Origin of the sequence: Marinobacter arenosus (assembly GCF_019264345.1) — a bacterium.
Classification (GTDB): domain Bacteria; phylum Pseudomonadota; class Gammaproteobacteria; order Pseudomonadales; family Oleiphilaceae; genus Marinobacter; species Marinobacter arenosus.
The window spans coordinates 287,567-310,762 of sequence record NZ_JAHVAO010000001.1 but is presented as its reverse complement, the minus strand read 5'-3'; the positions used below and the strand labels follow the sequence as shown (position 1 = coordinate 310,762).

Genomic DNA, 23,196 nt, shown 5'->3' with positions numbered 1-23,196 from the left:
CCATGAAGTTCCGGATCGATACCTTCACATTGCTGTTACTCGGCGCCATTGTTCTGGCGTCGGTTCTGCCCGTGACAGGGAACACCGCCGAGGTCTTTGCCACGGCCGGTACGGTTGCCGTCGCCCTTCTCTTTTTCTTTCACGGCGCCGCGTTATCCCGGGAACAGATCATTTCGGGCGCGACACACTGGCGCCTGCATATCCTGATCACTGCCCTGACGTTCGTCTTTTTCCCTCTTGCGGTACTGCCCATCAATGGCTTGAGCAACATCGCCCCTTCATGGATGCCCGCGGACCTGGGCCTGGGCTTTCTCTACCTGGGCGTCTTGCCGTCGGCGGTATCCTCGTCCATTGCCTACACGGCCATGGCCAGGGGAAATGTACCGGCGGCCATTTGTAGTGCCGCCGCGTCTAACGTATTTGGCATGATGCTGACGCCGTTTTTGCTGCTGTTGCTGGTCAGCACCTCCGGCGGGGGGAACTTCTCGATCGCAGAGGCACTGCAGGACATTATTGTGCAGCTGTTGCTGCCATTTGGGGCCGGACATGCACTCCGCCCCTGGCTGGGCGGATTTCTCGGACGCAACGAGAATCTGATGGCCAGATACGACAAATGCGTTATCTGGCTGATCGTTTACTCGGCGTTCTCGCATTCGGTTGAAAGTGGGCTGTGGCAGAACCTTCCGCCCAAGGCCATCGTGTTTGCCATTGCGCTGTGTTTTGGCCTGTTGGCCCTGTTCATGGTGATGGCCAGGGTACTGGTACGGCGATTCGGGTTCAGCCTTGAAGACGAGGCTGCCGTCGTCTTCTGCGGCTCCAAGAAAAGCCTCGCATCTGGCCTTCCCATGGCCAAGGTTCTGTTCTCGGGCCACCCCGGCTTCGGCATGATCGTTCTGCCCATCATGTGCTACAACCAGATTCAGGTGATTGTGGGCGCTATTCTGGCGCAGCGGTACCGGGCCAGAATAGACGCCGCGGCCGCCGCAAACGAGACGACCTAGCCCCCACCGCCCATTCCGCTGAACAGGCTGGCCAGAATGGCCAGGCCGACGATCCAACCGATCACCGCGGGCCAGAAATTGACCAGCTGAGGGGGCTGGTCCGACTCGCCCTCGGCGGACTCTGTTTCAACGTAGGTGCGCTCCTCTGATTGGTCGGCCACCTCCTGCAGGCTGAACCATTCGAACCAACCTCCGAGAAAATGGGCCACGGAAGCCGGCAGGCTGCCATTCTCAGCCAGTGGGCGAATCTGCGGCTCCAACTGACGGCCAATCTCCCGACGAACCGGAAGCTGGTCTGCAGGTGGCTCGCAGAGTATCGCTTTCCAGATCCCGACATCCCGACTGCGGGATGAATCATTCATAAGCGCCTTGATCTGGATGACGACTTCACGGACCACCTGCCCCTCGGTTCCGTCGAGGGGACGATCAGTCTGTCCTGTCTCCTCGGTGTCCTGCCGCTGATGGGTGTCCTGACCATCTGCCACGACCGATTCAGCCGCTTCGTTGACTGTCTGCGGGCTATCACCGGTTGCCTCCCGAAAGGCCTGGCTCAGCCTCATGGCCTCGTCATCCGACGCAAACTTCAGCTGTTGTTCATACGCCTGCTTGATCCGCTGACGGTCACCGGTCGGCTCGATTCCAAGGATTTCCCAACAATTCATGTAGCTGCAACTCCCGGCATTTAGATTCATTACATTTTTGAGAGACAAACAGTGTGTAGTTCCCTACGATAGACACTACACAAAAATAGCTTTCAACTTTCCAGATCGGCAGATTATAGAATGTCACCCAGCAGCATTTCGACACATATGGCATTCCGGACAACCCCCGCTCCACGCCTCACCACGTTAGGCTGTGCACTGACCATAGCTTTGGCAACGTCCGCCCAGGCATGGGGTCAATCCTCCGAGCCAGCTCTCTATCCGGAATTTATTGGTGTTCCCGGAGCGCACTCTGAGTTGCCTGAGGTTCTCAGCACCACCAGACTTCGACAATCGAAACTGAAAGTGCCCGGCACAACGACCATCATCACCGGCGATATGATCCGCGATCTCGGCATCATGAATCTGGTTGAAGTTTTCCGACTTGTGCCGGGTATGGTTGTTGGCGAACGAGGCAGCAACAACCAGGTTACCTCGTACCATGGTACATCACAGTACGAGCAACGCAGACTCCAGGTTCAGATTGATGGCCGTACTGCCTACCGCGTCAGCCTTTCCGATGTCGAATGGATAGCCATGCCGGTCGCTCTGGACAATATAGAGCGTATTGAGGTCAGCCGCGGGCCCAATGCCGCCGCTTACGGGATCAATGCCTTCCTTGGCAGCATCAATATCATTACCCGCTCACCACAGGATACGGCCGGAATCGAGGCGTACAGCTCGGTCGGCTCACGTGGCCACCTCCGGGCCTTTACCTCCGTCGGGGACGCCGGTCAGGATGGCAGCTGGCGCCTTTCGTACGAAAAACGAAAGACCAATGGTTTTGATGCCCAGGTCGAGGGCGGCGAACGACGCCCCTTCCACGATGGTTACGACGTCAACAACTTCAACTTCGACGGCATCGTGACCATCGACACCCGGCATTCCGTGGATATCCGGGCCGGCGTATTGGACGGTATCAACGAAGAAGACCAGTTCAAATCCGGGAAGCTCGGAGCAACCACCGACCCCGATATCGTCATGGACGATTACTACCTTCAGGCCAGGTTCAATGGCGCCACGTCGGACAGCCACTTCTACCATTTCCAGACCAACTACCAGAACCAGGAACGGCGGCAACGCTGGACCGTGGCGATTCCGGCGGAGGAATTCGTAACCCTGCTGCCACCTGGCGTGACCTTCCCAACGGATCAGGGGCCCTTCATTGCCGACCTGAACGAGGATGCCGAAGAATCGAGACTGGAATTCGAGCTGCAGGACACGGTGATACTGAGCCCGGAATTCAAGCTGGTTTCAGGCCTGGGTTATCGCCAGGACACCTATCGGTCCGAAACCTTTTTCAATGGTGAAGGGCATAATTATCAAACCCGGGTTTTTGCCAATGCGGAGTATTCGCCACGGACGTGGGTGACCTTCAACGCGGGCGGAAACTGGGAAAAGACCACCACCACGGGCGAAGGGTATTTCTCACCACGGATCGCCTCCAACTTCATCATTAACAACAACCATGCTATCCGGTTTGTATTCTCCCGGGCGGTAAGGACTCCGGATGCGTTTGAGCAGAGCCCGGACTGGTCCTACCGCCCGAGGAATGTTCAACCCCCCTTCTCAGCCCTTGAGGGAGCGCGCTTCCTCGTGGCCGACCTGGTCGACCAGGAAACGTCGACCTTTGGCGAGACACTGGAAGAGGAATGGATCACCTCCAGGGAGATCAGCTATTTCGGCCAGTTCCATCTCGATAAAGCCTTGATGAGCGTTGAAGTTCGATATTTCGACGACTATCTTCGAGATATGATCAGCGGTGTAATCAACGAGGAGGACTGGTACATCGACAACAACGTCGCGCTGGACCAGGAAGGTGTCGAGCTGGAGGCATCACTGGAGTTTTCTGGCACCCTGTTGAGAGCAACCTACGCCTATCTTGACCAGGAGGGTCGATACACTGGTGATCCCGACAAGCTTCCCCCCAACACGCAGCAACGCGCGGTGGACCTGCTGGGCCGGCTGTCCGCCCGCCATTCAGGAAGTGCTGCATGGATCCAGGATCTACCACTGGGCCTGACCTCCTCTGCCGCGTTCTATATCGCGCAGGAAGTCCGTGACACGCGGTTCAAGCGCGCCGATTTCAGACTTGCACGGCGGGTGGATCACACGAACTTCAGCTACGAGCTGGCGTTGACCATCCAGCACTACATCGACATGGAGCCATGGATCAGCCCTGACAACATCATTGAGGACGCTAACCAGTATTTTGTTGAGGCCGGCATTCGATTCTGAACATTGATCAAGGATAGTAAGTGACCCGGGACGGTATGACACGAGACCTCAGTTTCAGATGGCGAACCCTGATGCTGTCAGTCGCACGCCGTTATTTGAGGCAGGCCATCTGGGCCATTGCCGGGTTAGTGATATTCACGTCCGTCAACGCCCAGGAGCCCTCCAATCGCATCGTCTACATCGCCGGATCCGGTAATACGGCTCTGGACCAACACGTTCAGGTGTTGCTTGAAGAAAGGCTCGGTAACAACGTCACCTTGATGGCGATTGCCGATGAACAGATTCCGATGGTAGAGGGCACCCCGGTGGTCTCCATCGGGCCCTCCGCCTTTTCCCGAGTCCGCCAGGCCAACCGATCTGTTCCGATTCTCGCGATGCTGGTGGAGAAATCGTTTATCGACGGTTTTGCCGAGATCGCACCGGGACAGATCTCCGGAATCTTCTACGATGTTCCACTGCTGCGGCAGGCCCTGACGGGGAAGGCCATCCTGCCCCACGCCAACACCATTGCCATTCTCGCCACCACCAATTCGGTTGAACTGTACGAACCACTGATCGACCAGCTTCCCGACCATGGCATGAGCGCCCGGGTGTTCGTGGTGGATAATGACGAGGACCTGATACCCTCCCTCGTTCGGGCTCTGGGCTATGGCGACTTCCTGCTCGCAGCCCCCGACAACGCCGTCTACAACCCGAGGACGATCAAGCACATTCTGCTGACCGCGTACCGGCGCAATAAAATTGTCATCGGCCCCAGCCAGGCTTATGTAAAAGCCGGAGCTCTTGCCTCCAGCTATGCGCCCTTCCCGGCGATGGCCGATCAGGGCGCCGAATTCATCGAGCAGTTCCTTGCTACCGGAAAATTTCCCGATCCTGCCTATTCGCCAGTATTCCGGGTTGAGGTCAATAACCAGGTTGCCCGCTCATTGAACATTCCGGTGCCAGACCGTGACCACATCAACCAGTTTGTTCAGGATCAGTTAATGGGCAAAGGAGGACCAACGGGTGAATAAGCCAGAAAAGACCCAAGCGTCCCTATCGCGGAAGCTTCTGCTTCTTGGCGCTATCCCTGCCATTGTCATGTTCATTGTCCTGATGAGCTTTTTCACGTCCGCCCGGCTGGAGGATGCCCGGCAGGACCTATCAGAAAGCAGCCAGATGCTGGCCGACAGCCTTGCGCCCGTGTTGGAGTATGCGGTGGTTTCCGGAAATACCGTGGCGCTGGAGCAGGTTCTGTCCCAGTCTCTGCGCCGCAGCAAAGCAGACTGGATTCGCGTTACCGATGTGATGGGAGAGCAGATCGGCTTTGTCGCCAATGGCGCAACCAGCAACCCGTTGCAGTCCGGCCAATACGACGTCTACGAAACCGAGATCCTTCAACAGCCGCTTCAACTCAGCGCTGGGCGCGAGAGCGATTGGTTTACGCCCGAATACGGATTCGGCTCGGGCGCACTCAGAGTGGGCACGGTGCAGGTCGGCGTCAGCACCGAACTGCTTGATAACCGACAGCAGGATATCCTCTGGACATCACTGGCTGTGGGTATTGCTCTGCTCCTGTTCACTATCCTGCTGATCCACCATTACCTGAACACAATCCTGTCCCCCATTCGAGAGCTGTCTGGACGGGTGGGCAGATTGATCAAACGCGATTACGAGGAGGAACCACTCAGTGGCCACCGGAGCTCACGGGAAGTCGTGGAGATAGAGAAACAGCTGAACGAACTTGCCGCGCATCTTTCGGGATTGGAAACGGCCCGTGAACAGACCCTGTTGGCGTCGGAAAGCGCGCGTCAGAAGGCCGAATCGGCGAATCAGGCGAAATCGGAGTTTCTGGCAACCATGAGTCATGAGTTGCGAACGCCCCTGAATGGGGTGCTGGGCATGATTGACCTGGTGCAGGAAGAAGCCCTCAGTCATCGCCAGCGGGATTTCCTGAACACCGCGCGTCAGTCCACGGAGGATCTTCTGACGGTCATCAGCGACATCCTCGATTACTCCCGAATCGACAACGGGTCCCTGAAACTGGATAACCAGGAATTCGACCTTCGAAGGCTGATCTCCAACTGCACCGCCACCTACCGCCATGTCGCCGAGGAACGAGGACTTGCCCTCAACCTCAGTTTCTTTGGCGATTGGCCGGACAACCCGACGGTTATTGGTGATGCCCCGAGGCTCCGGCAGATTCTGGCGGGTCTGATCGACAACGCCATCAAGTTCACCGGAGACGGATTCATCAATATTCAGGCCGGGTGTTTTGGCATTGAAGACAACTGCATCATTCTGAATTGCACGGTCAACGACTCGGGGTCCGGCATCCCCATTGAGCGACTGCCGGACATTTTCAATTCCTTTGAACAGCTCGACACGGGAGATGGACGGCACTATGGCGGGACCGGCCTTGGGCTATCACTGGTTCAGCGACTGGTGGAACTGATGGGGGGGCACATTCAGGTAGAGACTGACCTTGGCAAGGGCTCCTCCTTCCGGTTTGAGCTCCCGTTTGAGCTGGCAACCGAGACCGGGTTCGGAACCTCTTTTGAACCAATCACCCGACGCCTCAGTGCGGGAAACGCCCGTGCCCTGGTTGTTGAAGACAATCCCGTAAACCAGCGCGTGGCCACCGCTCTGCTAACCCGACTGGGATTCCAGACCGATTCAGCCAACAACGGTAAGGAAGCCCTCGAGATGGTTCAAACGAACCATTCGGGCTACGACGTCATCCTGATGGACTGCCAGATGCCGGTGATGGACGGGTATGAAACCACCCGGCACATTCGTGAATGGGAACAGGGGAATGGGCAAACCGGAACGCCAATTATTGCGTTGACGGCGGATGTTCTGCCGGGAACCGAACACAGCTGCCTGGACTGTGGTATGAACGACTATCTGGCGAAGCCGGTACGAAAAGAAAACCTCCAGGAAGTCCTGAAGCGCTGGGTTCAACTGTAAGTCATGTGGTCCGGCCCTTCCCTGGGCCAATGGACCTCAGGCCACCGGCTCTCTCATGGTGACAAATTCCTCGGCCGAGGTCGGATGGATGCCGAGCGTGGCATCGAACTGTGCCTTTGTGGCGCCTGCCTTGATGGCGACCGCAAGACCCTGGGTAATCTCACCCGCGTCCGGCCCCACCATGTGGGCGCCGAGCACTTTATCACTGTCCTCATCGACCACGAGTTTCATCAGGCATCGCTCATCCCGACCGCTCAGGGTGTGCTTCATGGGCCGGAATTCTGACCGGTAGATTCTCAGTCGGTGCCCGGCTTCCCTGGCCTCTTCCTCGGTCAAGCCAACGGTCCCGATGTTGGGTTGGCAGAACACGGCTGTCGGAATAGCCGAATAGTCCATTTGGCCCTCCCCGTCACCAAACAGACGTCGGGAGAGAACCATGCCCTGGGCCAGGGCAACCGGGGTTAGTTGAGGCGTGCCGATCACATCGCCAAGCGCGGTAATGGAAGGCACCGTCGTCTGAAAATGCTTGTCCACTCGTACGTGGCCGGAATCACTCAGTTCAACGCCCAGAGCTTCTAACCCGAGGCCCTCCACCAGCGCCCGCCGGCCAGTGGCAGCCATCACCAACCCAGTTTCCAGGGTTTCGCCATTATTCAGGTCCACCCGGTAATGCGCGCCTTCGGATTTAACCGATTCAATTGTGACGCCAAACCTGAGATTGACGCCTTTTTTGCGCATTTCCTGTTCGGTGAAACGACGAATGTCGGTATCAAACCCCCGAAGGAACAGGTCTCCGCGGTACAGCAGGGTTGTTTCAACACCGAGACCCGCGAGTATGCCCGCAAACTCAACGGCAATGTAACCGCCGCCCCAGACAACCGCCTGTTTCGGAAGTTGGGGGAGATAAAACATTTCGTTGGAGGTCAGGATGCATTCTTTCCCCGGAATATCGGGCACGACCGGCCAGCTCCCGGTGGCTACCGTGATGTGTCTGGCGCTGTAGGACGTTTCACCCACCAGCACTGTGTGGGCATCGTGGAACGTCGCCGTACCCTCGATAATGGTGACACCGGCGTTCTCCAGCAATCGGCCGTAAATACCGTTCAGCCGCTCAATCTCCGCATTCTTGTTCGCCACCAATGTGGGCCAGTCGAACATCACATCCTGCACGGGCACGTTCCAGCCATAACCTGCCGCATCTTCCAGTTCTTCATGAACATGGGCGCCGTAGACAAACAGCTTCTTCGGGACACAGCCCACATTGACACAGGTACCACCCAGATAACGGGATTCAATCACGGCGACCCGAGCGCCTCGCTGGGCCGACATCCGGGCCAGACGAACCCCACCCGAGCCGGCACCAATTACAATGAGATCAAAATCGTGGCTGTCAGACACTGTGGCTCCTGTTGCTTGAAAAATTCTAACGTTGGCCGGTAGCGGCCGCTTTGCTTTCCGGGTGAACTTCCCGGAACAGAACGTGATCCTCGAAGTCTCCCAGCTTGATCTTGCCGAGGCTGCGGAACCCTTCGGATTCGTAGAACGGCAGGTATCGGCTGTTTCCGGTATCCAGAACCAGTCCGCTCCCCCTTGGATTCTCGGAGCAAAGTTTCTCCACCGTCTTCAGGAGGAGGCGGCCGTAGCCACGGTTCTGATACTTGGGATTAACCCCCATCAACGGAAGCTGATGAGCGAGGGGCTGAGGCAACATGTTCCGGATCTTTTCGTGGTAATCGAGGTACCGGCGTGTCGAGGCAAACCCCGTCGTCAGCACCATTCGAATACGCCAACTGAACTGGTCGGCCAGATTCATCCGTAACTCCGGATCGCCAATAAACGCTACCGCAACCAGTGTGTCGTCGACCATTACGCCAATCGCTTCCTGCTCGAACCCGAAATACAGGTCGATCAACTCGCGGATCGTCGCTCGGATTCGCTGATCATAGCCTGCGCGGCGATGATCGAACAGGTATTGAAAGGTCGGCTCATTCCGGTAGGCATGGTACAGAATCGATCGCGCCTCATTGGTCGCGGATTCATCCAGGCGAACAATGACCGGCTCGGATTTGTTGTTGTTTTCGCTGCCGTTACTCATCCTTACCCTCTCCTGCGGTGATCCGGAGAGACAGCCCCGGAAACTGTGGTACGGAATCAGATTGTCAGTGTTAAACGCACGGAAACGCGGCCCGGTTCATCGGCCCGATCCATCGCGGCCTGATCCACGATCACACCATGGCCGGAGTTGAGTCTCTCCAACCAGGCAGCAACCTCGGCAAATGGCGCATCCTCGAGCCATACGCGGATCGCGTTTTCGCCACTGGGTTCGAACCGCTGCAACGCCAGCCCGGCCTCGCGCGCGGACCCGGTCACCAACGCCATCAGCGCCCGGCCATCGGCGACGTCGGCAGCCCCTTGCCCGGTCTGGCCACCCGCGGTACCAAGCCGCTTGATGGTGGTTTCGTTGGCTTCCATCCAGGCGAGCAGTTCGGCCGCGCTTTGCCGTTCGGCAATCGCATTGTCGTGAAAATCCGAGGCCGGTTTCCAGATCCCGAAATACAGTATTCCCACCAACACCGCGATGGCCAGGACGGTCAGCGCCTGCTGGTCGCGCCGCGGGAGTTGGTCGTACTGGGCGATCAACTTGCCAACGGCGGGCTGATCCTTGATCTTCTCGAACATCCGTTAACCTCCGGAAACCGTCAGGCGGCCACGGGCGCCACTGGATTCATTAACAACCGATCCGATCTGGGCTTCGAGACCCTGATTCGTCAGCCCATTGCGCAGCGTACTGAGCCGGTCGTAACTGTCGGCCCTCACATCAACCACCAGTTCGCCACGTGAGCGGCTGAAATTGACCGAATTGAAACTCACGGACTGGGAACCAGGCAGCTCCGAGTATTCCTGCCCTGTGTACTTCATCAGGGTGATGAAATCGAGGTCAGGCCCATCCGCCCCAGCGACCCGCAACTGCCCTTCTATTACACGACGGACGTTGCCCGCGTGGGTACGCCGGTCCCCGGGAAACGCTTCGCGATAGATGACCATGGCCTGTTCCTGCAGGTTCTTCGCCTTGCTTTCGTAATAGAACCCCGTTCCGATTTGCAGGGCGACCTGAATGCCAAACCAGACCGCCGCAACAGCAATCAACGGTTTCCAGGGTTTCATCGGGCTTGCTTTGTTGACCCTGGCGGAAAAATTTCCCTGGCAGAGGTTGATCGGATAGGCCAGATGGTGGTGATGGGCGTGCGCCAATAATTCCAGGGGCATTAACTCCAGAGTTTCCCGGTGTATGGCCAACCGGCCCGGGGATTTCAATTCCCCCACGACCGACTGCTGAAACTCGAACTCCTCTTCCGTGGCAAAGAGCGTCACCGGCACTTCCGCAACCACTTCTTCAGAGGGTGGTACCGCCAGGGTATGCGCGAACATCCCGAGATTGGCGGACTGCATGCTCAGCCACTCGCCCCGATCGCTGACCATCAGGGCAATTTCACCGTCCAGGCACACGGACCAGCCACCTTCGGTCAACGGCAGCAATGCAGCGTCCGGATAGATGGCATCAAGGCGGGCATGTTCCCAGCCGGAGAACAGCGCAACCCACTGTGCCATCCGGTGGTCGTCTATCGCAGCAACCCGGTATCCTGCTTCGGTGTGGCGGCCGAGGGCAAGGTGAACGGTTTCGATATCCTGGGCAATCTGCTCTTCCACCGCATAGGGAAGCGCCTGATTGATAAAGCGGCTCTGTTTGGCCGGTATATCGGCGATGCAGAACAACGCCTCATCACCCGGGATCAGACCGATCAGCAGGACATTGTCGAGCGCATTCTGGCCAAGCGTCTGCTCGATCTCGACCTGGGTATCGCCAGTCCCACGTGCCTGAGTATCCCCACTGGCATCGTGCAATACCCAGTTAAACAACTGTGCCTCGGGATTGACTTCCGGATCCGCTAACGGAGGCACTGGCCGCACATAAAGGCGAAAAGACATGGTTATCCTTCTGAAATAGTGAAAGGCTCTTTGGTGATTCTGTTCTTCTGTCCGGTATCCCTTCGAACCGTCCGGACCTCACCTTCCGGATTGCGGAAAACCGTAGCCACCATGTTCACAACCCGGTTATCGTAGGTAATCCGTGAGACAACTTCAAAAAAACGGGTTTGCAGGCTCAGCCCGGTCGATTTGAGTCCCAGGCCGGCAAACTCGGGCAACGCCAGGAAGTCCTGCAGGTCTTCGAAACGCTCCTCTTCCCGTTTTTCAAGAATAGCCGCCGCCTCGGCATCCGTCAGCTCTTCATGAAGGGACCTCAATACCGCTGCCGTGGCGGTGTTCACGTTGATCCCCAACCCGGATACGGGCAGTGCTGCGACGTGCGGTTGCAAGGCTTGATAGATCTCTTCCGTCATACCCTCAATCAGACGCAATTCGGTGACACTGACAAATGGCTGGTTTCCCGCCCGGTAGGCCTGCTCAGCAGAGAGATACTGACCGTCTTCTGCGCCGTAGGCGCTGATGGTCTGGTCGTTCTCGTCGATCCAGTCAATGAGTGTATCCACGCTCAGAGCAGAAATTTCCAGCGCCGCGAAGAGACGGGAGAACCGCTCCTTCGCAAGCGTATTCACCTGACCATTGGAAGCCACCAGGTCATTGAGATTGAGTCGCCCTCCCAGGTCATCAATCTGGACCTCCGCGACACCATTTTCATCAAGTGGCAGGATCGCCGCATTCATGGCCCAGAATTCATCAAGACTGTCGACCATTTCGTTGGCCTCCTTGTCCTCCTCGTAATCCCGGACCAGGATCTGACTGGCAAAGGCCTCGGCGCCCAGGGCGATGCTGGTTCCCTGCTGTTGGGCCAGGTAATGCCCAGCTTTGAACACCCGGATGCTTTGTTGCTGTGTCATGCCTGCCGCAAGCATCACCACCAGCGCCATCGCCAGCAACACCATGATCAGGGCGACACCGCGCTGCCCACGGCTGGCACCTTTGAACCGGACTCTGGCCACCATCAGCCTCCCTGCCCCTGAGCCGCGGGATCCGTGGTATCCGTCGGTTCTTCCTCGGCCTCGGCCTCGGTATCGGTATCGGTATCCGTTTCGGTAACGGCCTGGTTCGCCTGGTTAACGACGCCTTGCGCTTCCTCGCGGTCAAAGTCCGGCAGAACAAAGGTCCGCACCAGCTCCCCAAACCGCTCATGCTCGAGCGTTATCTCAATGCCCATAGGTAGCGGGGTCTCTGGTCGGCTGCCCGGATTGATTCCCGCCATCATCTCGTCCGTCGGCCACTCCGGTTGCCAGCTCCGCTCATCGTTCAGAAAACGTACCTCAAAGGCCAAAACCTCTTCGAGCAGCAGCACATCCCGGCTGTCATCTTCCTGACCCTGATCCACCATTGGCCAGTAGCGACGGCGAAGTTCGTCGCCGGTAAACTCCCAGGCCACGCGCTGCAATCCACTTCGGCGAGTGCCCAGGGGATTGCGCCAGCCCTGGCGGGTCAGCACCAACGCAAAGTCTTCTTCGCGATTCGTTAACGCGGCCTTGTAGTCGCCGTAGATGTCCCGGGCGGATCGATTGACGATCTGGGTGATATCCCGCTCGAGCAGCAGCATGGCTCGTTGCAGACCATCAAAATCCTCCGCCAGCTCGTTGACCCGATCCCGTGATGTGACAACGCCACTGATGACCTGCCAGACACCGAGGCCAATCACCGCGGTGATGGTGACGGCGATAAGGACCTCAAGCAGTGTGAAACCCTGCTGATACCTCGGTTGAACAGTCGCTGGCATCATCAGTTCTGCCCCAGGAAAGCCGACAACGTATGTATTGGTGCCGGTTCGGTTCCTTCGTCACGATACCGGGCTACCGTCACCTCTACCCGTCTCATCGTGGGCTCTTCTGTTGCAAGGACCTTTGTTGTCACCTGCCAGCGGTAGGGTCCGTAATCCATGTCACGGGAATTTTCAGAAATGCCCGGCAGGTTTTCCTCGAGACGGAGTTCATTGATGCGGTTATCCGCGAGCCAACCCGCCAGGGTTTTATCCCGGATTCGCTCGTAACTGGAGATGTATTGACTGCCCACTTCCGCCGCGGCAGTGGCAATAAGCCCGAAAACCAGCAAGGCCACCAGAACCTCGATCAGCGTAAAGCCCTTCTGATACCTCACGGCTCGGCCTCTTCGTCACCCGGCTGTCGCCATTCAAGAGGAGACACACCGTCAGAGGCCAGCACGTGCATGTAATCGCTGCTTTTTCCGATCGTGAATTCGAGTTCAAACGGGGTGGTCTCACCACTGGAAAAGAAGACCACATCCGGTCTCAGTTCGTCCTCTGCCGAGGCCAGCCTGGGGGCGTCATTCTCAATGAACTCTGTAACCACGAGCCATTCGGGCAGGGTTCTCTCTCGAAACAGGCGCTCACCGGAGGCTTTCCAGTCACCGGTCTGGTCTTGATAGGCAACAAACTGGTAGCTGTCGGGTTCCACCAACAACCCCAATTCGAGGTTATTGACGACCGCTTGCTCGGACGCCGTCTGCATCAAAAGATAAAGATCTCGAACCTCGTTCGTAAGTTGGCGCTGCTGGGAGCTGCCTCCCATGGTAAACACGGCCAGGGAGGCCAGCAGCCCGACGATGATCAGGACAACCAGTATTTCGAGTAGTGTGAAACCGGTCTGCTGGGTCCTGGAGCGCACAATGATTTAGTCCTTGGTATTCCAGGCACTGATGTCAGCCGCATCACCCTCTCCGCCTTCCTGGCCATCTGCGCCATAGGAGTAGAGGTCGTAGGGCCCTTCGGTGCCCGGGCTCACGTACTGGTACTCAGTGCCCCAGGGATCTTCAGGAACGCTCTTGAGATAGCCGTCGGGATTCCAGTTCTTGGGCTCGGGGCTGCCGCTGGGCTTGCTCACCAGGGCTTCCAGGCCTTGCTGGGTGGAGGGATACTGGCTGTTATCGAGGCGATACAGGTCAAGCGCGTTGGCAATGTTGCTAAGCTGGGTTTCCGCGACGGTCACCTTTGCCTGGTCACTTCGGCCCATGATATTCGGGGCAACGATGGCCACCAGCAGGCCAAGGATTACCATGACCACCATGATTTCGATCAGGGTGAAGCCGCGGTTGTGTGCGCGAATTTTCAGGTTTGGAATCGTCATAGTCTCACTCGTCATTGGCATGAAATCCCTTTTTGCATTATCAGGTTCCTGGTCGCCGGCAGGCTTAACCCACCAGGTTACTCATGTTCAGAATAGGCAGCATGATGGCCAGCACAATAATCAGCACCACCACCCCCATGATGAGCAACATCATCGGTTCAAACAGGCCGACGATGGCGGCAATCTTGGACTGAAGCGTGTTTTCCTGCATGCGGGCGGTCCGTTCCAGCATGCTGTCCAATTCTCCGCTGGCCTCGCCACTGGCAATCATGTGCAGCATCATGGGCGGGAAATATCCGGTCTGATCAAGGGACCGGTGCAAGGATCCCCCCTCACTGACCTTCCGGGCAGCAACCCGCAATTCACTGCGCAGGAAATCGTTCGATAATACCTCCCCGGCAATCCGCATGGCTTCCACCAGGGGGACGCCACTGGTTGTCAGGATGCTGAGCGTACTGGCGTAACGGGCTGTACTCACGCCCCGGACCATTCCGGCCACCAGGGGCAGATGCAAAAGCCGCTTGTGAAAACGCATCCGGAAACCCGGCTTGCTCAGGGCGATTCGAAACGCGACCACCGCGCCAATCAGGAGAATCAGAAGGTAGACACCGTAATCCGCGAGAAATTCCGAGACCGTCAACATGGCTGTCGTGAGTGCGGGAAGCTGCTGCCCCTGCTTAACGAACACTTCGATGATGTCCGGGACGACGTACGTAAGCAGAAACACAACGATGGAAATGGCGACCACACTGAGAATGATCGGGTAGATGGCGGCCAACTGAATTTTCTGGCGCGCTTCCTGCCGGCTTTCGGTGTAATCCGCCAACCTGTTAAGCACCAGATCAAGGTGACCCGCGTGCTCGCCGGCCGACACAGTGGACCGGTACAGACGGGGAAACGCTCTCGGGAATTCCCCGAGACTGTCCGCCAGGGTGTACCCTTCCATGACCTTTGCCCGAATTGCGATCAGCATGCTGCGGATCCTGGGCTTTGAGGATTGCTGGGCCGCCGCAGACAGCGCCTGTTCCACGGGAATGCCTGACTGAATCAGCGTCGAGAGTTGCCGGGTGACCAGCGCCAGATCGGCTGCAGCCAGAGAGCCACGACTGCTGAGCGGGTTGGAACGCGCCTGTTTCTCCGTTGAAGGCTCAACGGCAAGCGGCGTCATGCCCTTTTCCCGAAGCTGTTGACGCACAGCGCGAGGCGCGTCTGCCTCCATTACCCCGTGTTTCTGTTTGCCCCGGGCATCAAGCGCTTTGTAATCGTATGCCGGCATGGATCAGGGACTCCGATGGGTGACGCGCAGAACCTCTTCCACGCTGGTCACGCCATCCAGTATCTTCTGCACACCATCCGCGTGGATGCTCGGACCACGCCGGCGGGCTTCGCGCTCCAGATCGAGTTCGCCCGCCCGCTTATGGATCAGTGCGCTGATCTCGTCGTTGATTTCCACCACCTCATAGATACCGATTCGGCCGCGGTAGCCCAGGTCGTTGCAGTGCTCGCAACCTTTGGCACGGTAGATGGTGGGGGGCATGGCCGGATCAAGCTGAAGGAACTCGCAATGTTCCTCCGTCGGGGTATAAGGCTCCCGGCATTCCTTGCACAATACCCGGACCAGGCGCTGGGCGACGATGCCCACCAGGCTCGACGAAATCAGGAATGGCTCAATGCCCATATCCATCAAGCGCGTTATCGCACCGACAGCGGTATTGGTGTGCAAAGTGGACAACACGAGGTGACCGGTCAGACTCGCCTGGACAGCAATTTCTGCGGTTTCAAGGTCCCGGATCTCACCGATCATAACCACATCGGGATCCTGGCGAAGAATGGCCCGCAATCCCCGGGCGAAGGTCATATCGACCTTGGGATTGACCTGGGTCTGACCAATCCCCGGAAGGTTGTACTCGATCGGGTCCTCAACGGTCAGGATATTACGGCTGCGGTCGTTGATTTCCTGCAGCGAGGCATAGAGTGTGGTTGATTTACCGGAACCGGTCGGCCCCGTCACCAGAAGGATGCCATAAGGACGGTAAATCAGCTTCCGAAGTACCTTCAGGTCATCGTCCGACATGCCCAGCGATTCCAGACGAATCGCACCCGCCTGCTTGTCCAGCAGACGCAATACGACGCGCTCGCCACTAGAGGACGGCATTGTTGAGACCCGGATATCCACTTCCCGACCGGCCACGCGCAACGCAATACGACCGTCCTGGGGCACCCGCTTTTCGGCGATGTCGAGCTTGGCCATCACTTTGATCCGCGACACCAGCAGCGGCGCGAGCGCGCGCTTGGGCTGAACCACCTCTCTCAGAACCCCGTCGACCCGGAACCGGACGACCAATCGCTTCTCATAGGTTTCGATATGGACATCCGAGGCGCTGGTTTTGACCGCTTCCGTCAGAATCGCATTAATCAGGCGGATGATTGGCGCGTCGTCTTCTTGCTCAAGCAGATCCTCGGTTTCCGGTACGGAATCCGCCAGCGACGCCAAATCCATATCATCACCGATGCCTTCTACCATCTGCATGGCTTCCGCAGAATCGTTCTGGTAGGCGGCATTCAACGCGTGATCAAACCGGTCTGGATCGATGGTGGAAAATTTCGCACGGCCACCGCTCACCCGGTTGGCTTCAGCGAGCGCCGAATGAGAGGCTCCGGGCCGAATCAGTATGATTGGATCGCCATCGTCAGAGCGTGTCAGTATCACGCCGTTGCGTTTGGCGAACGTGAAAGGAAGACGGCCCAGCGGAGCATCCTGCTGCTGAAATTCGGATTCTGTAGTCAAGGTCTTCCCCGTCCTGAAATTCTTTTTGATTCAATCAATTCAGAAAGGCTACCACAGGATATGGACCCGCTGAATAACTCTATACACTATACTGCCAATAAAACATTGCCGTCTGATAACCTGTGGGCTTTTTCGCCGCCCACCCATAGCATCCAGGATGATCAATGCCCTTATACAATGAACGGCTTCCCCTACTTCTCGCCCTCGTCGCGGGCGCGGCCATGGTGGGTGTGACAGCCTGGCAGATCTATAGTTTCGTGTTGACCAAAAACCAGCCCGCCGTCCTGAGCGACACCCAACCGATCACCCGGGATGCGTCGGCAACGGGTGAGCCACCGGAGATTGATCTGGCCTCGTTAACCCTGTTCGGCATTGCCGGCGAGGATGGCGCTGCGCAACCGGAGGAAACCGAGAACCTGCCGGAAACCAACCTGCGCCTTTACCTGAGGGGGGTTCTTGCCGCAGACGGTGAATTTCCCGGCAGCGCACTTATTGAGGACCAGAAAGGCAACACCGAAGCCTACCCCGTGGGTGACGAATTACCGGGCAATGCCACCCTTCGTTCCGTGCACCCCAACCGAGTCGTCATAGAGAGGGGTGGCAAGCTCGAAAACCTCTTCTTCCCGGAAAATGAGGATCGGTCGGGCATGTCGTTCGCAGCAAGCGATCAAGAGGAGGACCCGCAGTCGACCCCGGTTTCACGGTCGTCCTCTCCCGCCCAACAGTCCTCACCGGTCGCAAACGATGAACAGCGCAGAGAGGAAATTCGCCGGCGCCTTGAGCAGCTCAGGGAACGCCTCCGGAACAACAGTAACTGAGGCCCGACATGGTTACGGCGGCTTCAGCGTTCCGGCGTCGAACCACTATAATGCCTGCACTCCTTCTGGCTACTGCGGTTTTCGGCGCCCTGGAACTCAGCAGCCGGCTGATGACCTACGTTCAGGAAGAGTTCGGCTCGGAAGCTCACGAGCGCCTGGAGAACTGGCAACGGCTCCATACCCTCGCGGCCAACGCACCCGTTGACCGCCAGCTCCAGCTCGTGAACCGGTTTTTCAATCGGGTACGGTTTGTCAGTGACATAGAGCACTGGGGCGAAGAGGACTACTGGGCCACGCCTGTTGAGTTTCTCACCACAAATGCCGGCGATTGTGAGGATTTCTCCATCGCCAAATACCTTACCCTGAAATCCATGGGGGTCCCTGACGATCAGATGCGAGTGGTTTACGTAAAGGCCCTGGACTTGAACCAGGCTCACATGGTGCTTGCCTGGTACCCGGAGCCGGATGCCGACCCTCTCATTCTGGACAACCTTATAAACGAGATTAAACCTGCATCCCAACGCACTGATCTTGAACCGGTTTACAGTTTCAACGGTGAAGGCCTCTGGCTGAACAATACAGGTGGCGAGCGGAAACGGATCGGGGAAGCTCAGAAGCTTTCCAGATGGCAGGAACTCAACGACCGATTGATCGATTCACTCAGACCCTGACCTTTCCCGCTGGCGGCAAATGACATCCGGAATGTCGCCAAGCGACAGCGCATTCGCTCCCCGACCCTCTAGAATGGCGACATTAACCACTAACAAGGGAACAAACGGATGCGACGCTGGAACGGCTGGGGTGACGAAACGTTCAATATGGCGCTGCCGCAGGAGGGCAACGAATTTCTGTCCAAGCGCATCGGTGCCGGGAAGCCGCTTCCGGATGCCACTCTCCAAGACGTGTGCGACCGCGTGCCCGAATCCAGACTCCCCTCGCTGCCAGACCAGCGGCTCGACAACCTGATTGACTCCGGGCCCGAAGCGCGGGTGCGGCATGCCCGCGGGCAAAGCCTTGCGGACTGGCTGGCCATGCGCAGCGGAGAGTTCGGCGTCTTCCCCGATGGTGTCGCGTTCCCCCGCTCCAGCCGCGACATACAGGCCCTGCTCCAGTTCGCAAGCGAGAATGATGTCCACCTCATTCCCTACGGTGGAGGCACCAGCGTTGCAGGCCATATCAATCCAATTGCGGCAGACAACCCGGTTCTGACCGTCGATATGGGCGAAATGAATCGACTCACCGATCTGGACCGGGAAAGTCAGATTGCAACCTTCGGCGCCGGGACACCCGGCCCGCTGGTGGAATCTCAGCTCCGTGCCCACGGTTATACGCTCGGTCATTTTCCCCAATCGTTTGAGCTGTCCACGATCGGCGGTTGGGTGGCATCCCGATCCAGTGGGCAACAGTCTCTCCGGTATGGGCGGATCGAACAACTGTTTGCAGGCGGGCGGGTTGAAACCCTTCAGGGAACCCTGGACCTGCCAACCATCCCAGCCTCCAGTGCGGGCCCAGACATCCGGGAGATGATACTGGGCTCGGAAGGCCGGCTCGGGCTGATAACCGAGGTCAAGGTTCGAGTCAGCCGGCTACCCGAGCACGAGAGCTTTCACGTCGTGTTCTTCCCCAGCTGGGAAAGCGCCCGGGCCGCCTGCCAGCAATTGGTCCAGAATCGGACACAGCTGTCGATGCTGCGCCTCAGCAACGCCGTTGAAACGGAAACCCAACTGGCCCTTGCGGGCCACCCCCGATTGATTGGCCTGCTGGAGCAATACCTGTCCCTTCGTGGTTCCGGCGAGGGCAAATGCATGATGACCTTTGGCCTGACCGGCAGCCGCCGGCAATGCAAAAGTGCCCGGTCAGAGGCCCGCCGAATCTGCTCGGAATACGGGGGCGTTTATACCGGTACACACCTGGGCGCTAAATGGGCTGAGAAACGGTTTACTATGCCCTACCTCCGGGAGGCGCTGTGGGAGCTTGGCTATGCCGTCGACACCCTGGAAACCGCAACCGACTGGGATAATGTCGATAACCTGCTTGGGCTAATGGAAAATAACCTGAGGCATGGCCTCGACGACAGGAACGAATCCGTCCATGTTTTCACCCATCTCTCCCATTTTTATGGCCAGGGATGCAGCATCTACACCACTTACGTGTTCCGGGTCGCGGAGTCCTATGAAGAGACATTGGCGCGCTGGAAGTCTCTCAAGCACAGCACGTCCGAACTGATCGTCGCCAATCGGGGCACCATCAGTCACCAACATGGTGTGGGCAAGGATCATGCGCCCTTTCTGCCGGTTGAGAAGGGAGAACTGGGCATGCTGGCCATCCGGTCACTGTGCAACACCTTCGACCCGGACGCCCTGCTGAATCCCGGAACCCTGGTGGAAGGACCATGACCATCCCAAGAGACCAGCTTCTCGGTGAACTGAGGGCCGCCAGGCGCTGCTTTGATGTGATTGTCATCGGTGGAGGGATTACCGGCGCAGGGGTCGCACGGGAAGCGGCCGGCAGTGGATTGCGAACGCTCCTGGTGGAGCAAAAGGATTTTGCCTGGGGAACGTCCAGCCGCTCGTCCAAGATGGTTCATGGCGGTCTTCGCTACCTTGGTAGTGGGCAATACCGGCTGACACGGGATGCCGTCCGGGAACGTCAACGCCTGTTGGCAGAGGCCCCGGGCCTTATACGGCCCCTGCGTTTTTTGATGCCGCACTTCCACCGGCAGTTCCCCAGTCCAGGACTGTTCCAGATTCTGCTCGCCGTTTACGATCGGATTTCGGGCGTCCATTCACGTCGGTTACTCAACCGTGCCGAAGCCACACACTGGGCCCCCGGGCTGACCACCAACGATCTCATCGGGGCGAGCGTTTTTTCCGATGCCGTAACCGATGACGCCCGCCTGGTTCAGCGCATCATCGCCGAAGCCCGAAAAGACGGCGCCGTTTGCCTGAATTACGTCAAAGCCCTGGAGGTAAAGCGGACCGACGGCAAGGTGTCGGGCGTTCGTCTGCAGGCTGAAGGAAGTGACGAGCCCTTTGACGTGTCCAGTCCGCTCGTCATTAACGCCACAGGTGCCTGGGCCGACCGGTTGCAGACAGCATCGCCCGATCAACCGGTCATGAACATCCGTCCTCTCAGGGGCAGCCATCTTGTGGTTCCCTGGACCAGACTTCCTGTTTCCTGCTCCATATCCCTACTGCACCCCGAGGACAAGCGCCCGGTATTTGCCTTTCCCTGGGAAGGCGCAACGGTTCTGGGAACCACCGACCTCGACCATTCCGGCAATCTCGACGACGAGCCCCGGATCTCTGGCAAGGAAGTCGACTACCTGTTGAAAATCTCCGAACGCCTGTTCCCGTCCAGTAACCTGTCCCGGCAAGATATTCTTTCGACCTGGGCCGGTGTTCGCCCCATCGTCACCGACGGTTCCGGCAAAGCGCCGTCCAAAGAGAATCGTGAGCACGAGTTTCAGGAACACGAGGGACTGATCAGCATTTCCGGGGGCAAACTCACCACCTTCCGCCTGATCGCTCGCGAAGCCCTTGCCAGGGGCCTGGGTGACCAGGGCGCACGGTGCCTCCGGGATCCGCAGTGTCCCGTCTTTACAGCGGGCGCAGAGCGGCAGCGCCCACCCTCCATCGGTCATCTGACCTGGAACCGACTAACGGGGTATTACGGCCCCGACCTGGAGTCAATGCTGGCGGACGGGTGTCTCGACGACGTACCGGTCGACGGGAAGCCCTCTGGCCTGCTCTGGTCAGAGCTACGCTGGGCGTGCAGCCATGAAGACGTTCACCATCTGGACGACCTTCTCTTACGGCGGACCCGACTGGGCCTGATCGCCCAAAACGGCGCTCAAGATCTGCTTCCCACTATCAGACGCTATTGCCAGCCGGTACTGGGCTGGACTGATGAGCGCTGGGAACAGGAGGAAATCCGTTACCGCGAGATCCGCATGCGAGCTTACGCATTGCCTGACAAGGAGTCTGGCGATGACCAGTGACCCCTTAATTCTCGCCATCGATAACGGTACACAGAGCGTTCGCGCCCTGCTGTTCGACACCCGCGGCAATCTTGTCGGCAAAGGCAAACAGGATCTCGATCCCTATTTCTCCGAACAGCCGGGATGGGCCGAACAACACCCGGACTATTTCTGGGACAATCTCGGGAACGCCTGCACGCTGCTGTGGGAAACGACCGAGGCCACCCCGGATCAGGTAGCCGGTGTCACCGTGACCACCCAGCGTGGCACGGTGATTAACCTGGGTGAGGACGGTAAGCCCTTGCGCCCAGCGATCATCTGGCTTGATCAGCGGCACGCCCGGGTGGATGGCCCCGTCAAAGGCCCTTGGGGCTGGCTGTTCAAGCTGGCCCGCCTGGAAGACACCATCAACCGTTTCCGGGAAAAAGCCCAAGCCAACTGGATTGCTCAGAATCAGCCGGAAATCTGGCAAAAAACCCGGCATTTTCTTTTGCTGTCCGGCTACCTCAATTATCGACTGACCGGTCAGCTCCGGGATTCCACCGGAAGCCAGGTGGGCTACCTGCCCTTCAATTACCGAAAACACCAATGGGCAGGTCCCCGGGATTTCAAATGGCAAACCATGCCAATCACCCGGGACATGCTGCCCGAACTCGTCGAACCCGGCGAACCCCTGGGCTCCCTCACCTCCGAAGCTTCTGAACACCTGGGGCTTCCAGCAGGCCTTCCGGTCATTGCGGCCGCCTCGGACAAAGCCTGCGAGATTCTGGGCTCAGGCGGCCTCGCACCGGATGTCGGCTGCATGAGCTATGGCACGACCGCGACCATCAATACCACCAGCAAACGGTACGTGGAGCCCATCAGATTGATGCCGCCCTACCCATCCGCGCTACCCGGGCACTACTCTACAGAGGTGATGATCTACCGGGGCTTCTGGATGGTAAGTTGGTTCAAGCGGGAATTCGGCTTGAGGGAACGCAAGCTTGCCGAACAACGGGGCATTGAACCGGAGGAGCTGTTCGATGAGCTGGTGCGCGCCGTACCCCCCGGATCCATGGGCCTGATGCTGCAACCCTATTGGTCCCCCGGCGTGAGGCAACCGGGGCCCGAAGCCAAGGGCTCGATCATCGGATTTGGCGACGTTCACACCCGCTCGCACATCTATCGGGCCATACTCGAGGGGCTCGCCTACGCCCTGCGGGAAGGCAAGGAAAAGATCGAAAAGCGAACCGGAGTGCGCATCCGAACCCTCCGGGTAGCCGGAGGCGGCTCTCAAAGTGATGCCGCCATGCAACTGACAGCCGACGTGTTCGGTCTGCCGGCCGAACGACCGCACACCTACGAAACCTCTGGTCTGGGCGCCGCGATTGATGCCGCCGTGGGCTTGGGCCTGCACCCTGATTTTCCGACCGCCGTCGCCGCCATGACCCGGGTCGGCGAGGTGTTCCAGCCGCGACCGGAAACCCAGGCGCTGTACGAGCGGCTCTATTCAGAGGTCTACCTAAAAATGTACCCCCAGCTCCAGCCCTTGTACCGCAAGATTCGGGAGATCACAGGGTACCCCGAGTGAGTCAGGCACA

21 protein-coding genes are annotated in these 23,196 nt (G+C 58.3%); 9 read left to right on the top strand and 12 right to left on the bottom strand.

All coding sequences use genetic code 11. The annotated features are described in order from the left end of the window. Positions 1 to 2: 2 nt before the first annotated feature. Positions 3 to 1,001 carry a bile acid:sodium symporter family protein gene (locus KXD86_RS01450; protein WP_218634313.1) on the top strand — a complete coding sequence of 333 codons (999 nt, stop codon included), beginning with the start codon at positions 3 to 5 and terminating at the stop codon, positions 999 to 1,001. Here KXD86_RS01450 and KXD86_RS01445 read toward each other — a convergent pair. Further along, positions 998 to 1,663: a J domain-containing protein gene (locus KXD86_RS01445; protein ID WP_218634312.1), complete on the bottom strand. Its 666-nt coding sequence runs from the start codon at positions 1,661 to 1,663 to the stop codon at positions 998 to 1,000. The two genes, KXD86_RS01450 and KXD86_RS01445, sit on opposite strands and share 4 nt — an antisense overlap. A gap of 297 nt (positions 1,664 to 1,960) precedes the next feature. Here KXD86_RS01445 and KXD86_RS01440 point away from each other — a divergent pair, with 297 nt between their 5' ends. From KXD86_RS01440 to KXD86_RS01430, 3 genes are all read left to right on the top strand, one after another. Beyond that, entirely contained in the window at positions 1,961 to 3,940 is a 1,980-nt protein-coding gene (locus tag KXD86_RS01440; RefSeq protein WP_228739292.1) for a TonB-dependent receptor plug domain-containing protein, read from the top strand. A gap of 71 nt (positions 3,941 to 4,011) precedes the next feature. Beyond that, positions 4,012 to 4,953 (top strand): ABC transporter substrate-binding protein, encoded by a 942-nt coding sequence (locus KXD86_RS01435; protein WP_228739291.1) that lies wholly within the window; start codon positions 4,012 to 4,014, stop codon positions 4,951 to 4,953. Then, entirely contained in the window at positions 4,946 to 6,889 is a 1,944-nt protein-coding gene (locus KXD86_RS01430) for a response regulator (RefSeq protein ID WP_312846240.1), read from the top strand. Before KXD86_RS01435 ends, KXD86_RS01430 begins: the two co-directional genes overlap by 8 nt. A 36-nt stretch (positions 6,890 to 6,925) precedes the next feature. Here KXD86_RS01430 and gorA read toward each other — a convergent pair whose 3' ends face one another. The 11 genes from gorA to gspE all read right to left on the bottom strand — a co-directional run bounded on the left by gorA (position 6,926) and on the right by gspE (position 16,819). Further along, entirely contained in the window at positions 6,926 to 8,287 is a 1,362-nt protein-coding gene (gene gorA, locus KXD86_RS01425; RefSeq protein ID WP_218634310.1) for a glutathione-disulfide reductase, read from the bottom strand. Positions 8,288 to 8,312: 25 nt separating this feature from the next. Further along, entirely contained in the window at positions 8,313 to 8,984 is a 672-nt protein-coding gene (locus KXD86_RS01420) for a GNAT family N-acetyltransferase (RefSeq protein WP_218634309.1), read from the bottom strand. A gap of 56 nt (positions 8,985 to 9,040) precedes the next feature. Beyond that, positions 9,041 to 9,568, bottom strand: a complete 528-nt coding sequence (locus KXD86_RS01415) for a type II secretion system protein M (RefSeq protein ID WP_218634308.1) — start codon at positions 9,566 to 9,568, stop codon at positions 9,041 to 9,043. A gap of 3 nt (positions 9,569 to 9,571) precedes the next feature. After that, complete coding sequence (gene gspL / locus KXD86_RS01410; protein WP_218634307.1) at positions 9,572 to 10,876, bottom strand: type II secretion system protein GspL; 1,305 nt, start codon at positions 10,874 to 10,876, stop codon at positions 9,572 to 9,574. Positions 10,877 to 10,878: 2 nt separating this feature from the next. Next, complete coding sequence (gspK, locus tag KXD86_RS01405) at positions 10,879 to 11,892, bottom strand: type II secretion system minor pseudopilin GspK (protein ID WP_218634306.1); 1,014 nt, start codon at positions 11,890 to 11,892, stop codon at positions 10,879 to 10,881. Continuing rightward, the gene (gspJ, locus tag KXD86_RS01400) at positions 11,892 to 12,671 is read right to left on the bottom strand and encodes a type II secretion system minor pseudopilin GspJ (RefSeq protein WP_218634305.1); all 780 of its coding nucleotides are present in this window, start codon (positions 12,669 to 12,671) and stop codon (positions 11,892 to 11,894) included. The genes gspK and gspJ overlap by 1 nt, the downstream gene beginning before the upstream one ends. Then, a complete protein-coding gene (gspI, locus tag KXD86_RS01395; RefSeq protein WP_218634304.1) occupies positions 12,671 to 13,045 on the bottom strand; it encodes a type II secretion system minor pseudopilin GspI in 375 nt (124 codons plus the stop codon). The genes gspJ and gspI overlap by 1 nt, the downstream gene beginning before the upstream one ends. Beyond that, the gene (gene gspH / locus KXD86_RS01390; RefSeq protein ID WP_218634303.1) at positions 13,042 to 13,572 is read right to left on the bottom strand and encodes a type II secretion system minor pseudopilin GspH; all 531 of its coding nucleotides are present in this window, start codon (positions 13,570 to 13,572) and stop codon (positions 13,042 to 13,044) included. Before gspH ends, gspI begins: the two co-directional genes overlap by 4 nt. A gap of 6 nt (positions 13,573 to 13,578) precedes the next feature. Next, entirely contained in the window at positions 13,579 to 14,031 is a 453-nt protein-coding gene (gene gspG, locus KXD86_RS01385; RefSeq protein ID WP_218634302.1) for a type II secretion system major pseudopilin GspG, read from the bottom strand. Between the two features lie 64 nt (positions 14,032 to 14,095). Next, positions 14,096 to 15,307, bottom strand: a complete 1,212-nt coding sequence (gene gspF, locus KXD86_RS01380) for a type II secretion system inner membrane protein GspF (RefSeq protein WP_218634301.1) — start codon at positions 15,305 to 15,307, stop codon at positions 14,096 to 14,098. 3 nt (positions 15,308 to 15,310) lie between these two features. Then, positions 15,311 to 16,819 (bottom strand): type II secretion system ATPase GspE, encoded by a 1,509-nt coding sequence (gspE, locus tag KXD86_RS01375; RefSeq protein ID WP_218634300.1) that lies wholly within the window; start codon positions 16,817 to 16,819, stop codon positions 15,311 to 15,313. Between the two features lie 164 nt (positions 16,820 to 16,983). Here gspE and KXD86_RS01370 point away from each other — a divergent pair, with 164 nt between their 5' ends. From KXD86_RS01370 to KXD86_RS01350, 5 genes are all read left to right on the top strand, one after another. Continuing rightward, complete coding sequence (locus KXD86_RS01370; protein ID WP_218634299.1) at positions 16,984 to 17,637, top strand: type II secretion system protein N; 654 nt, start codon at positions 16,984 to 16,986, stop codon at positions 17,635 to 17,637. Positions 17,638 to 17,645: 8 nt separating this feature from the next. Next, the gene (locus KXD86_RS01365) at positions 17,646 to 18,308 is read left to right on the top strand and encodes a transglutaminase-like cysteine peptidase (protein WP_218634298.1); all 663 of its coding nucleotides are present in this window, start codon (positions 17,646 to 17,648) and stop codon (positions 18,306 to 18,308) included. Between the two features lie 108 nt (positions 18,309 to 18,416). Then, complete coding sequence (locus KXD86_RS01360; protein WP_218634297.1) at positions 18,417 to 20,033, top strand: FAD-binding oxidoreductase; 1,617 nt, start codon at positions 18,417 to 18,419, stop codon at positions 20,031 to 20,033. Further along, the gene (locus tag KXD86_RS01355) at positions 20,030 to 21,637 is read left to right on the top strand and encodes a glycerol-3-phosphate dehydrogenase/oxidase (RefSeq protein WP_218634296.1); all 1,608 of its coding nucleotides are present in this window, start codon (positions 20,030 to 20,032) and stop codon (positions 21,635 to 21,637) included. Before KXD86_RS01360 ends, KXD86_RS01355 begins: the two co-directional genes overlap by 4 nt. Next, entirely contained in the window at positions 21,627 to 23,186 is a 1,560-nt protein-coding gene (locus KXD86_RS01350) for an FGGY-family carbohydrate kinase (RefSeq protein WP_218634295.1), read from the top strand. Before KXD86_RS01355 ends, KXD86_RS01350 begins: the two co-directional genes overlap by 11 nt. Positions 23,187 to 23,196: the final 10 nt, after the last annotated feature.

Excerpts from the sequence above, each read along its gene's own strand:
- KXD86_RS01450 (WP_218634313.1), top strand. The coding sequence starts at position 3 with ATGAAGTTCCGGATCGATACCTTCACATTGCTGTTACTCGGCGCCATT.
- KXD86_RS01445 (WP_218634312.1), bottom strand. The coding sequence starts at position 1,663 with ATGAATTGTTGGGAAATCCTTGGAATCGAGCCGACCGGTGACCGTCAG.
- KXD86_RS01435 (WP_228739291.1), top strand. The coding sequence starts at position 4,012 with ATGCTGTCAGTCGCACGCCGTTATTTGAGGCAGGCCATCTGGGCCATT.
- KXD86_RS01420 (WP_218634309.1), bottom strand. The coding sequence starts at position 8,984 with ATGAGTAACGGCAGCGAAAACAACAACAAATCCGAGCCGGTCATTGTT.
- KXD86_RS01415 (WP_218634308.1), bottom strand. The coding sequence starts at position 9,568 with ATGTTCGAGAAGATCAAGGATCAGCCCGCCGTTGGCAAGTTGATCGCC.
- gspL (WP_218634307.1), bottom strand. The coding sequence starts at position 10,876 with ATGTCTTTTCGCCTTTATGTGCGGCCAGTGCCTCCGTTAGCGGATCCG.
- gspK (WP_218634306.1), bottom strand. The coding sequence starts at position 11,892 with ATGGTGGCCAGAGTCCGGTTCAAAGGTGCCAGCCGTGGGCAGCGCGGT.
- gspJ (WP_218634305.1), bottom strand. The coding sequence starts at position 12,671 with ATGATGCCAGCGACTGTTCAACCGAGGTATCAGCAGGGTTTCACACTG.
- gspG (WP_218634302.1), bottom strand. The coding sequence starts at position 14,031 with ATGACGATTCCAAACCTGAAAATTCGCGCACACAACCGCGGCTTCACC.
- gspF (WP_218634301.1), bottom strand. The coding sequence starts at position 15,307 with ATGCCGGCATACGATTACAAAGCGCTTGATGCCCGGGGCAAACAGAAA.
- KXD86_RS01370 (WP_218634299.1), top strand. The coding sequence starts at position 16,984 with ATGCCCTTATACAATGAACGGCTTCCCCTACTTCTCGCCCTCGTCGCG.
- KXD86_RS01365 (WP_218634298.1), top strand. The coding sequence starts at position 17,646 with ATGGTTACGGCGGCTTCAGCGTTCCGGCGTCGAACCACTATAATGCCT.
- KXD86_RS01360 (WP_218634297.1), top strand. The coding sequence starts at position 18,417 with ATGCGACGCTGGAACGGCTGGGGTGACGAAACGTTCAATATGGCGCTG.
- KXD86_RS01355 (WP_218634296.1), top strand. The coding sequence starts at position 20,030 with ATGACCATCCCAAGAGACCAGCTTCTCGGTGAACTGAGGGCCGCCAGG.
- KXD86_RS01350 (WP_218634295.1), top strand. The coding sequence starts at position 21,627 with ATGACCAGTGACCCCTTAATTCTCGCCATCGATAACGGTACACAGAGC.